Below are 11,142 nucleotides of genomic sequence, written 5' to 3'. Positions count from 1 at the left end.
GGAGAAAATCATGATCTATGAAAAACGCACCTACACCATCAATCCGCTGAAAATGGCCGACTGGCTGGCGCTGTACAAAAGCGATGCTTACGCCGTGCAAACCGAGCATCTCGGTAAGCTCATCGGCTTCTTCTTTACCGAAATTGGCGTGGTCAATCAGGTGGTGCACATCTGGGCCTACGAGAGCCTCGACGATCGCCTGGCGCGTCGGGCGCGTATGGCGCAGGACGAACGCTGGCTGACGTTCTCGCGCAAAAACCGCGAGCTGGCTGCCGTCGAGCGCCTGGAGTCGGTTCTTCTGCGCCCCACTGATTTTTCACCTCTGCAATAAGGAGTCGGTCATGGGCGGGCAGATAAACGTGGATGTTCTGGTGGTCGGCTCCGGCGCGGCGGGGCTCTCTGTCGCCGTCACCGCCGCGCTCGGCGGCGCCAGCGTGCTGGTTGCGGAGAAGGAGTCGGTTATTGGCGGCACCAGCGCCTGGTCCGGCGGCTGGCTATGGATCCCGCGTAATCCGCTGGCGCGAGAGGAGGGTATTGAAGAAGAACCCGGCTCACCGCTCACTTATTTACGCCATGAAATGGACGGCGAGCCTGCCGATGCGCGTCTGCTCGCCTACTTACAGTACGGACCGGAGATGATCGACTTTTTCCGCCGCCGCACCGCCGTGCAGTTTCTTTCCGGCAGCAAAATGCCCGATTTTCACGCTTCACCGGGCGCTGCGCTGGGCGGCCGCTCGGTCACGGCGCAGCCTTTTGACGGACGGCTGTTGGGCGACTGGCTGCATCGCCTGCGGCCTCCGCTGGAGACCATCAGCCTCGCGGGGATGGGCATTGCCGGCGGCAAGGATATGGCGCACTTTTTTAACGCCACCCGCTCATCGCGCTCGGCGCTGTACGCCACCTGTCGCCTGCTTCGCCACGGCTGGCAGCGGCTGCGCGCCGGTCGCGGACAGCATCTGGTTAACGGCAACGCGCTGGTCGCCCGCCTCCTGCGTTCGGCGCTGGATGCGGGGGTGAATTTTCAGCTTAACGCGCCGGTAGAACGTCTGCTCGCCGACAACAACGGCGTGACGGGCGCGATATTACGTAGCGACAGCGGCGCGCTGGAGGTTCGCGCCGGCGCGGTGATCCTCGCCTGCGGAGGCTTTCCCCACGACAGACAGCGTCTGGCCGAACAGGTTCCGCACGCCGCCAGCGGCTACGGCCACTTTTCCGCCGCGCCTCCGGGGAACCAGGGTGATGGCATTCGGCTCGGCGAAACGGTCGGCGGTCAGTTTGATCATTCGCTCAGGCACCCGATGGCCTGGGCGCCGGTGTCGCGCGTTACCCTCGCCAGCGGAGTGCAGCTCCCCTTTCCGCATCTGGTTGAACGCGCGAAGCCTGGCTTTATTGCCGTTTTGCCCAACGGCAAACGCTTCACCAATGAGGCCGACTCTTATCATGATTTTATTGCCGCGCTGCTGGACTCGACGCCGCCGGGCGAAACGCCGCAGGCGTGGCTGATTGCCGACAGCCGGGCGCTGCGGCGCTACGGATTGGGCCATGCTCGCCCCTTCCCGTTTACCCCAGAGGCCTGGCGCAGGACCGGATATCTGCAGACGGGCGAAACGCCGGAAGCGCTGGCAAAAGCCTGCGCCATTAATCCGCAGCAGCTAACGGAAACAATCACCAGGTTTAACGACTTTGTAGACCAGGGCGAGGATAAGGATTTTCAGCGCGGCGCGTCGGCATACAACCGCGCGCAGGGCGATGCCAGCCGCTCTCCGCACCCAACGCTTGGGAAACTCAGCCATGCGCCTTTTTATGCGGTACGAATTTTGCCCGGCTCGCTGGGCTCCTTCAGCGGATTAATCACCGATGAAAATGCGCGGGTTCTCAACGCGCAGCAGCAGCCGATTCAGGGGCTTTTCGCCATCGGCAACGACATGTCGAGCGTGATGCGGGGATTCTATCCCAGCGGCGGTATCACGCTGGGTCCGGCGATGACCTTTGGTTATCTGGTCGGAAAAAACCTGGCAGCAAATATAAATAAAACAACGCAGTAAAAGCATTTCACCAGGGACGGCAATACGCATAACAACAACAACCTGCAACTGTACTGGAGTCCTTTATGAACATGCGAACCCTGTCACTCGCCGCGCTTACCCTACTTGATGTCCCACCACCGGAACAGGTACGCATTGCGGCCCAGGCCGGCTTCACTCACGTAGGCCTGCGCCTGCTTCCCGCAACCCCGTCGGATCCGGATTACGCTATGCTCGGCGATACCCCCGCCGTTCGCGATACCCTGGCGGCGCTGATGGCAACCGGCGTTCGCGTCTCGGACGTTGAGATTGTCCGCCTGACGCCGGATTTTGCCCTGAACGCCCAATTGCGGCTGTTCCTTGATACCGCCGCGCGCCTTGGCGCGAAGCAGGTTTTAGTCGCCGGCAACGATGATAACCGGGTCCGCAGCGCGGAAAATCTCGCTCGGCTGGCCGAAGCCGGCCAGGAGCATGGTTTAACCATGAACCTGGAGCCTATGCCATGGACCCACCTGCGCACCATCGCCGAAGCCCAGGCGCTGATCGCCGCCAGCGGCCGCAGCGATATCGGTATTTTAATTGATGCCATTCACTTCTGGCGGGCAGGCGAATCCCTTTCGACCCTCGCCACGCTCCCGCAAAATTACCTCAACTATATGCAGCTTTGCGACGCTTCGCCGCAAGCCCCCGCTGACGAGCAGGAGCTGATTTACCAGGCCCGCGCCGCGCGCCAGGTGCCCGGCGAAGGCGGACTCGACCTGCACGGCCTGATGGCGGCGCTTCCGGCCACGCTACCGGTCTCTGTCGAGGTTCCGCTCAGCGGCGCCCGGGGCGCTCTGCCTGCGCTCGCTCGCGCTCAGCTGCTGTTTAACGCCGCGCAGTCCTACCTGCGCCCTTGCGCATAAGGAGAGCCCCATGACTCAGACTCAACGCCTGGACGTCAGGGAGTTAATCAACGCCAATCCGCTCAGCCGCTTTCAGAAGCTGGTGGTATTATTGGGCTTCTGCGTTATCGCGCTCGACGGTTTTGATATCGCCATCATGGGATTTATCGCCCCAACGCTGAAGCAGGAATGGGGAGTAAGCAACCACGAGCTCGGTTTCGTCATTAGCGCCGCGCTGATAGGCCTGGCGCTGGGCGCTATTTTCTCCGGCCCCCTCGCCGACTGGCTGGGACGGAAGAAAATTATTATCAATAGCGTCTTCTTCTTCGGCTTCTGGACCATCGCCACCGCCCTGTCACAAAACATTGAGCAGATGATGGTCTTTCGTTTTCTGACCGGACTGGGGTTAGGCGCCGCGATGCCGAATATCGGCACCCTGGTGTCCGAGTACGCGCCGGAGCGCCAGCGCTCGTTTCTGATTACGATTATTTTTTGCGGCTTCACCTTTGGCGCGGCAGCGGGCGGTTTCTCCGCCTCCTGGCTGATCCCGCAGTTTGGCTGGCATTCGCTGATGCTGCTTGGCGGGATCCTCCCGCTGCTGTTCGCGCCGGTCCTGATCTGGCTGTTACCGGAATCAGTGCGTTTTCTGGTGGTTAAGCGCGCGCCAGCCGAACGTATTCGGCGAATTTTGCAGCGCCTTTATCCGGGACAAATCCCCGATGAGGCCGAGTTCAGCCTGCCGACGCAGCCCGTCCAGGCAAATGCCATGCGCATCGTCCTCTCCCGCCAGTATCGCTTCGGCTCAATGATGCTCTGGCTGGTCTACTTTATGGGGCTTTTTTTGGTCTACCTCCTCGGCAGCTGGCTACCGACGCTGGTAAAAGAGGTGGGCTTAACGGTCAGCCAGGCGGCGGTGATGACCGCCATGTACCAGGCGGGAGGAACCCTCGGCTCGCTGTTTGCGGGCTGGCTAATGGACCGGATCAACCCCCATCGGGCGCTCGGGCTGATATACGCGGTTGGCGGCCTGTTTACGATGGCGATGGGCTATGCCGCGGCAAGCTTTGCGCTCATCTGCCTGCTGGCGTTTATCAGCGGAGCCTGCTTAAACGGCGCCAATACCGGCATGAACGCGCTCTCCGCCCGCTACTATCCTACCGAGGCGCGGGCCACCGGCTCCAGCTGGATGCACGGCGTTGGCCGCCTGGGCGCCATCCTCAGCGCCTTCGCCGGGGCGGAAATGCTGGCGCTGAATATCAGCTTCGAAAGCGTATTCCTGATCCTTGGCATTCCGGCGGCGATTACCGTCGCCGGGCTGGCGGCCAAAGGTGTTTTTGCGGCTGACCCGGAGCCAAAACCCACCGCTTCAACCGCGCCCGTCAGAAGTACATTTTAAAACGTTGACGTTAAGGCGGGCGTGCTTCAAAAAAACGCCCGCCCAAAAAAGAAAAATTAATTTCATTTAAATGAATAATGAAAAATAAAAAATGCCGTGAAGTATCGATTCACCTCAAAAGTCACAGCGAAAAATCATCAAATTCATACAAAAAAACAAATGAAATATCGTTCATAAAAACAATTAATAACCTTATCAATCAGAATGTCTTGATAGCTGTAGCCAGGAAATTACGGCTCAATTTTTACGATTTTTCGATCCACCTCGCATATACAGAAATTAAATTCCAAACAACCATTGAAACGAAATAAACATTTCCTTATGTTCTGGCTGATATTCAGGATAAGGTCGTGCCGGTGGAACTGGCGCAGAGGTCCTGACTTGTCCTCCCAGACAAAGGAATTGACCATGAGTGAACAGCAGATTCTTCTCTCTCCGGCTGCGGCACGCGGCGATAAGCTAAGCTGGGCCACCCGAATCGCTTACGGCGGCGGCGATACCGCCTGTAACGTCGTTTTCGGCATGATCGGCACGGTTTTAACCCTGTTTTATACCGACTATGTCGGCATCAGCATCGCCACCGTTGGCCTGGTAATGCTGATCTCCCGTCTGTTTGACGGCGTTTCCGATGTCATCATGGGCCTGATGGTGGAACGCACGAACTCTCGCTGGGGGAAATCACGCCCCTGGCTGCTATGGATGAGCGTGCCCTACGCCGTATCGGCGATTTTACTGTTCACCGTCCCGCAGACCACCGGCACGCTGCAGTTTCTCTATCTGCTGGTGGCCTATAACTTCTGCACCACCGTGTGCTATACCGCCATCAACCTCCCCTACGGCAGCCTTTCTGCGATGATGACCCGCGCCTCCTGGGAAAGGGATATGCTCAGCATCACCCGCATGTCGATGTCGCCTTTTGGTCGTATCCTCGCCGTTGCCTGCACGCTGCCGCTGGTGAAGTACTTTGGCGACGATCAGGCGGCGTGGATTAAAACCATGTCGATTTGGGCTTTTCTGGCGCTGCTGTTGCTGCTGTTTTGCTTTTATAAATGCGAAGAGAAGGTCGTCATCAAAGCGCGAGAGAAACAGGGAAACGTACCGGTAAAGACCCAGCTTTCCGCGCTTTTTCGTAACCAGTACTTCTGGGCCAGCGCAATCCTGTGGGCCGCGCAAAGCGTGTACTACACCGTGGTGGGGATCGCGCTGCCTTACTACTGCCGCTACGTGCTCGGCGACGATACCTTCTATAGCTCCATTTTCGTTGCCGAAACCGCCTGCATTATTATTTTCACCTTCCTGAGCTCGGTGCCCATTCGAAAATACGGTAAACGCAACGTTGCCCTCTGCGGCATCGTGCTGGCGACCATCGGCCAGGTGCTGTTTATGTTTAACTCTGATGATTATCACTGGGCGCTGGCAAACGCGATTATTCGCGGTATTGGCTTCGCCCCGCTGAACGCCGTGCTGTTTGGCTTCTGCGGCGATGCCGTCGAATTCGGCCAGTGGAAAACGCGCGTCAGGCAGGAAGGGATGATCTTCTCCGCCGGTTCCGTTGGGACGAAACTCGGCGCAGGTATTGCCGCCGCGGTTATCTCCGGCCTGCTGAGCATGGCGGGTTACGTCAGCTCCAGCAGCGGATCCGGCGTTCAGCCGCAAAGCGCTATCGACATGATTAACCACGTTTATCTCTATGGCTCTTTCTTCCTGTGGATCGTTGTCATTATCACCCTGCTGTTTTACCGGCTGGATAAGCAATACCCGCAGATTATGCATGAACTGAAAGAACGCGAAGCGCGTGGAGAGATGTAAAACCCGGCTGCCACATCCGCGCTCGGCGAGCGCGGGTATACAGAACAACATCTGAAATCCGTAGTATCTCTATCATTGAGGAGAGCACCATCATGTTAAACGGCATGAAACCCTTATCCCGCTCCCTGCGCTGGGGCATGGTCGGCGGCGGCGGTACCAGCCAGATTGGCTACAGCCACCGTTGCGCGGCGCTGCGTGATAACGTCTTTACTTTGCTGGCCGGCGCGCTTGATATCGATGCCGAGCGCGGCCGTCAATTCGGCGAGCAGCTCGGCATCGCTTCTGAGCGCTGCTACGCCGATTATAAAACGCTGTTCGCGGAGGAGGCCAAACGCCCCGACGGAATTGAAGCCGTATCGGTGACGACGCCGAATAATACTCACTTCGCTATCACTAAAGCGGCGCTGGAAGCCGGGCTGCACGTTATCTGCGAAAAACCGCTGTGCTTTACCGCCGACGAAGCGCGCGAACTGCTCGCGCTGAGTAAAAAGCAGAATAAAATTATCGGCGTCACCTACGGTTATGCCGGGCACCAGATGATCCAGCAGGCACGGCAGATGATAGCCGAGGGGATGCTCGGCGAGATCCGCATTATCAATATGCAGTTTGCCCACGGTTTTCATAATGAAGCCGTTGAGCTGCAAGCGGAATCCACCCGCTGGCGGGTCACGCCCAAATATGCTGGCCCTAGCTATGTGCTGGGGGATCTGGCGACCCACCCGCTATTTATTGCCGAGACGATGGTGCCGAATCTGAACATCACCCGCCTGATGTGCGCACGTCAAAGCTTCGTCAAATCCCGCGCGCCGCTGGAAGATAACGCCTTTGTGCTGATGGAATATAACAACGGCGCCGTCGGTTCACTGTGGACCAGCGCGGTCAACAGCGGCGCGATGCATTCACAAAAAGTCCGCGTCATTGGCGAAAAAGCCAGCATCGAATGGTGGGATGAACGCCCAAATCAGCTGAGCTACGAGGTGCAGGGCGAACCGGCGCGCGTACTGGAGCGCGGGATGCCCTATCTCAGCCAGCAGGCGCTGGCGGATGACCGCATTGGCGGCGGTCACCCTGAAGGGCTGTTCGAAGCGTGGGCCAACCTCTATCGCCGCTACGCCATCGCCATCGACGCCATGGATCGCGGTGACCGGGCATTCCTCGAGACCTTCTGGTATCCGGACGTGGAAGCCGGGCTGCACGGCGTTTACTGGGTTGAGCAGTGCGTTAAATCCGCCGACGCGGGCGGCCAGTGGGTTGACTTTAACTGCCATTAATCTCTGCACTCCAGTGGAGGCTCCTCCACTGGTTTTTTTGCCTACCGCACTCACCTCATCATGCAACACAGTCGTAATATCTGTTAAACAAACATTTATTTACGCTTCTGTTTCCCCCCACTACACTAGGCGCAGTTTTTATATTGAGGTGGTAATGAACGATAATAAAATGACGCCAGGCGAACTGCGCGCGACCTGGGGTTTGGGGACCGTATTCTCTTTGCGCATGCTCGGCATGTTTATGGTCCTGCCGGTTCTGACCACTTACGGCATGGCGTTACAGGGCGCAAGCGAGGCCCTTATCGGCCTGGCAATCGGCATTTACGGGCTGGCCCAGGCGATATTCCAGATTCCTTTCGGACTGCTTTCCGACCGCATTGGGCGTAAACCGCTGATCGTCGGCGGCCTGTTAATCTTCGTCGTCGGCAGCGTTATCGCGGCGCTTTCCGACTCGATCTGGGGAATTATTCTTGGCCGCGCGCTGCAGGGTTCCGGGGCGATTGCCGCTGCGGTGATGGCGCTGCTTTCCGATTTAACCCGCGAGCAGAACCGCACTAAAGCCATGGCGTTTATCGGCGTAAGCTTTGGCGTCACCTTTGCTATTGCAATGGTTCTCGGGCCTATCGTTACCCATCAGTTAGGCCTGCACGCCCTGTTCTGGATGATCGCCTTCCTGGCGACGCTCGGGATTCTGCTGACGCTGTGGGTAGTGCCAAACAGCCAGAATCACGTGCTGAACCGCGAGTCCGGTATGGTGAAGGGCTGCTTCAGCAAAGTCCTTGCTGAGCCAAAACTACTGAAGCTCAATTTCGGTATTATGTGCCTGCATATCATGCTGATGTCGACTTTTGTCGCCCTGCCGGGCCAGCTGGAAGCCGCCGGTTTCCCCGCCGCCGAGCACTGGAAAATCTATCTGGTCACCATGCTGGTCTCATTTGTTGCGGTGGTACCATTTATTATCTACGCCGAAGTGAAGCGCAAAATGAAACGCGTCTTCCTGCTGTGCGTCGCCATCCTGCTGATCGCTGAGATCGTACTTTGGGGCGCCGGGGGCTATTTCTGGGAACTGGTTGCCGGCGTTCAGCTATTTTTCCTCGCGTTTAACCTGTTGGAAGCTCTACTTCCGTCGTTAATCAGCAAAGAATCACCGGCCGGCTATAAAGGCACCGCGATGGGAATTTATTCCACCAGCCAGTTCCTCGGCGTGGCCATCGGCGGAGCGCTCGGCGGCTGGGTGGACGGCTTTTTTGACTCGCAAACCGTCTTCCTGCTCGGCGCCCTGCTGGCGATGCTGTGGCTACTGGTGGCCAGCACCATGAGCGAACCGCCGTACGTCAGCAGCCTGCGGGTCGAGATCCCGGAGGATATCGCGGCGGATAAAATGCTAGAGGAACGTTTACAGGCTAAAGAGGGCGTAAAAGAAGCTCTGGTGATCGCCGAAGAGCGTTCGGTGTATATCAAAATCGACAGCAAGATCACCAACCGCTTCGAGATTGAGCAGGCGATCAAAGGAATCTAAACGCGAAATAACCTGCTTTACGCAGGCCAAAAAAACGTTTTAAGCGATGAGTTTGTCTTCTGCCGGGCGGCGGTTAACGCCTTACCCGGCAGACAAAAACAGCGATAGCGCTATTTTAATCGCGGAAGTTTTTGAACTGGAACGGCTGACCTAAATCACCGCCGCGCACCAGCGCCATAACCGCCTGCAGGTCGTCGCGAGACTTACCGGTAACGCGAATCTCTTCGCCCTGAATCTGCGCCTGTACCTTCAGCTTGCTGTCCTTAATAAGCTTGACGATTTTTTTCTGCGTCGCGCTCTCAATGCCCTGCTTCAGCTTGGCATCGACGAACCAGGTCTTACCACTGTGCACGAACTCATCCGGCACCTCGATAGAACTGCCTTCGATTCCGCGTTTCAGCAGCTTCGCGCGCAGAATATCCAGCAACTGGTTAATCTGGAAATCAGACTCGCTGAGGACCTTGATGGTCTCGTTTTTTTCGTTCAGCTCAAAGCTCGCTTCGACGTTACGAAAATCAAAACGCGATTCAACTTCACGGGTCGCGTTCTCTACGGCGTTTCGAACTTCCTGAAGATCGACTTCAGAGACAATATCGAAAGATGGCATCTTTTCCTCTCCTTCCGTTTCTTTTGCGTTGCATAATACCCGCAACGCGACATAACTCAACTTGTTATCCCGAAAGGATAACTGATAACGCTATACTTTAGCCATGAGCACCTGATGCAGCACTCACAGGTGAGGAGGAATAATGAAAGTAACCGTACTCGGATGCGGTGCGCTGGGACAGTTATGGCTAACTGCGCTGTACAAACAGGGACATGAAGTCCAGGGCTGGTTACGCGTCCCCCAGCCGTTCTGTAGCGTCAATGTCATTGATACCGACGGCAGCGTGTTTAATGAATCATTTACCGCTAACGATCCTGACTTTCTTGCCAGCAGCGACCTGCTGCTGGTCACCCTAAAAGCCTGGCAAGTCTCGAACGCGGTGAAAAACCTGAGCGACATCCTGCCCTCGTCAGTACCTGTTCTGCTCATGCACAACGGCATGGGTACCATTGACGAGCTGAAGACCCTCAAACAGCCGCTGCTGCTGGCTTCGACAACGCAGGCGGCCCGCCGCGACGGCAACGTTATCGTCCACGTCGCCAACGGCACCAGTCATATTGGCCCGGCGAAGGATTACCCTCAGGATTATAGCTATCTTGCCGATGTGCTGCAGGGCGTGCTGCCCGACGTCGCCTGGCATAACAATATCTACCCCGCGATCTGGAGCAAGCTGGCGGTCAACTGTGTGATTAACCCGCTGACGGCGCTGAAAAACTGTCAGAACGGCGACTTGCGCGAATACCCGCAGGAGGTTGCCGCTATTTGTTATGAAGTTGCGGCGGTGATGGAGCGCGAGGGGATGCATACCTCGCCGGAAAACCTGTTATTCTATGTGCATCAGGTTATTGAAAGTACGGCAGAAAATACCTCCTCAATGCTGCAGGACATTCTCGCCCAGCGCCATACGGAAATCGACTATATCACCGGTTTTCTGTTAAAACGCGCCCGAGCCCACGGTATCGCCGTACCCGAGAATACCCGCCTGTTTGAACTGGTAAAGCGTAAGGAGAATGAATATGAGCGCGTCGGCACTGATTTGCCTCGCCCCTGGTAGCGAAGAGACCGAAGCGGTCACCACCATTGATTTACTCGTTCGCGGCGGCATAAAGGTCACCACCGCCAGCGTCGCCGGCGATGGCAACCTGACCATCGTCTGCTCGCGCGGCGTTAAGCTGCTGGCCGATGCGCCGCTGGTGGAAGTGGCCGACGGCGATTTCGATATCCTTGTTCTGCCCGGCGGCATTAAAGGCGCGGAGTACTTTCGCGACAGCCCGCTGCTGGTTGAAACGGTACGCCAGTTTCATCTTTCCGGGCGCATCGTTGCGGCGATTTGCGCCGCGGCGGCGACCGTGCTGGTACCGCACAACCTTTTCCCCATCGGCAATATGACCGGATTTCCGGCGCTGAAAGAGCAGATCCCCGCCGAGCAGTGGCAGGATAAGCGCGTCGTCTGGGATGCTCGCGTCAAGCTGCTCACCAGTCAGGGGCCGGGAACCTCTATTGATTTCGCCTTGAAGATGATCGATCTGCTGGTTGGACGCGAAAAAGCGCACGAAGTCGCTTCCCAACTGGTGATGGCGGCAGGAATTTATAACTACTACGAATAAACGCAAAACGGCAACCCAGGGTTGC

Annotated in this window: 10 protein-coding genes; 9 read left to right on the top strand and 1 reads right to left on the bottom strand. The window is 57.3% G+C overall.

The window, feature by feature from the left end:
* Window positions 1–10: 10 nt before the first annotated feature.
* The 7 genes from KOSB73_RS08725 (at window position 11) to KOSB73_RS08690 (ending at window position 8,903) form a co-directional block, all read left to right on the top strand.
* Window positions 11–331: an NIPSNAP family protein gene (locus KOSB73_RS08725; RefSeq protein WP_004133454.1), complete on the top strand. Its 321-nt coding sequence runs from the start codon at window positions 11–13 to the stop codon at window positions 329–331.
* Between the two features lie 10 nt (window positions 332–341).
* On the top strand, window positions 342–2,045 hold the full coding sequence (locus KOSB73_RS08720) for an FAD-dependent oxidoreductase (RefSeq protein ID WP_098140394.1): 1,704 nt from the start codon (window positions 342–344) through the stop codon (window positions 2,043–2,045).
* 65 nt (window positions 2,046–2,110) lie between these two features.
* Window positions 2,111–2,929 carry a sugar phosphate isomerase/epimerase family protein gene (locus KOSB73_RS08715; RefSeq protein ID WP_098140393.1) on the top strand — a complete coding sequence of 273 codons (819 nt, stop codon included), beginning with the start codon at window positions 2,111–2,113 and terminating at the stop codon, window positions 2,927–2,929.
* A gap of 10 nt (window positions 2,930–2,939) precedes the next feature.
* Window positions 2,940–4,304 carry an MFS transporter gene (locus tag KOSB73_RS08710; RefSeq protein WP_024359051.1) on the top strand — a complete coding sequence of 455 codons (1,365 nt, stop codon included), beginning with the start codon at window positions 2,940–2,942 and terminating at the stop codon, window positions 4,302–4,304.
* A gap of 408 nt (window positions 4,305–4,712) precedes the next feature.
* Window positions 4,713–6,113 (top strand): MFS transporter, encoded by a 1,401-nt coding sequence (locus KOSB73_RS08700; RefSeq protein ID WP_004133459.1) that lies wholly within the window; start codon window positions 4,713–4,715, stop codon window positions 6,111–6,113.
* A 92-nt stretch (window positions 6,114–6,205) separates the two neighbouring features.
* The gene (locus tag KOSB73_RS08695) at window positions 6,206–7,384 is read left to right on the top strand and encodes a Gfo/Idh/MocA family protein (RefSeq protein WP_064342275.1); all 1,179 of its coding nucleotides are present in this window, start codon (window positions 6,206–6,208) and stop codon (window positions 7,382–7,384) included.
* A gap of 154 nt (window positions 7,385–7,538) precedes the next feature.
* Window positions 7,539–8,903 (top strand): MFS transporter, encoded by a 1,365-nt coding sequence (locus tag KOSB73_RS08690; RefSeq protein WP_049088792.1) that lies wholly within the window; start codon window positions 7,539–7,541, stop codon window positions 8,901–8,903.
* 115 nt (window positions 8,904–9,018) lie between these two features.
* On the opposite strand, the gene KOSB73_RS08685 is transcribed toward KOSB73_RS08690, so the two are convergent.
* Window positions 9,019–9,510, bottom strand: coding sequence for a YajQ family cyclic di-GMP-binding protein (locus KOSB73_RS08685; protein ID WP_004129715.1), 492 nt, complete (start codon window positions 9,508–9,510; stop codon window positions 9,019–9,021).
* A 142-nt stretch (window positions 9,511–9,652) separates the two neighbouring features.
* On the opposite strand from KOSB73_RS08685, the gene panE reads away from it, so the two are divergent.
* Both panE and yajL read left to right on the top strand, forming a co-directional pair.
* Complete coding sequence (panE, locus tag KOSB73_RS08680) at window positions 9,653–10,564, top strand: 2-dehydropantoate 2-reductase (RefSeq protein ID WP_098140392.1); 912 nt, start codon at window positions 9,653–9,655, stop codon at window positions 10,562–10,564.
* A complete protein-coding gene (gene yajL / locus KOSB73_RS08675) occupies window positions 10,527–11,117 on the top strand; it encodes a protein deglycase YajL (protein ID WP_098140391.1) in 591 nt (196 codons plus the stop codon). Before panE ends, yajL begins: the two co-directional genes overlap by 38 nt.
* The last annotated feature ends 25 nt before the right edge of the window (window positions 11,118–11,142 follow it).

The organism is Klebsiella grimontii (assembly GCF_900200035.1).
GTDB lineage: Bacteria > Pseudomonadota > Gammaproteobacteria > Enterobacterales > Enterobacteriaceae > Klebsiella > Klebsiella grimontii.
The sequence above is the reverse complement of the archived record's forward strand: the minus strand, read 5'-3'. Positions and strand labels throughout refer to the sequence as shown.

Coding starts and splice junctions, on each gene's coding strand:
- KOSB73_RS08725 (WP_004133454.1), top strand. CDS start 11: ATGATCTATGAAAAACGCACCTACACCATCAATCCGCTGAAAATGGCC.
- KOSB73_RS08720 (WP_098140394.1), top strand. CDS start 342: ATGGGCGGGCAGATAAACGTGGATGTTCTGGTGGTCGGCTCCGGCGCG.
- KOSB73_RS08715 (WP_098140393.1), top strand. CDS start 2,111: ATGAACATGCGAACCCTGTCACTCGCCGCGCTTACCCTACTTGATGTC.
- KOSB73_RS08710 (WP_024359051.1), top strand. CDS start 2,940: ATGACTCAGACTCAACGCCTGGACGTCAGGGAGTTAATCAACGCCAAT.
- KOSB73_RS08700 (WP_004133459.1), top strand. CDS start 4,713: ATGAGTGAACAGCAGATTCTTCTCTCTCCGGCTGCGGCACGCGGCGAT.
- KOSB73_RS08695 (WP_064342275.1), top strand. CDS start 6,206: ATGTTAAACGGCATGAAACCCTTATCCCGCTCCCTGCGCTGGGGCATG.
- KOSB73_RS08690 (WP_049088792.1), top strand. CDS start 7,539: ATGAACGATAATAAAATGACGCCAGGCGAACTGCGCGCGACCTGGGGT.
- KOSB73_RS08685 (WP_004129715.1), bottom strand. CDS start 9,510: ATGCCATCTTTCGATATTGTCTCTGAAGTCGATCTTCAGGAAGTTCGA.
- panE (WP_098140392.1), top strand. CDS start 9,653: ATGAAAGTAACCGTACTCGGATGCGGTGCGCTGGGACAGTTATGGCTA.
- yajL (WP_098140391.1), top strand. CDS start 10,527: ATGAGCGCGTCGGCACTGATTTGCCTCGCCCCTGGTAGCGAAGAGACC.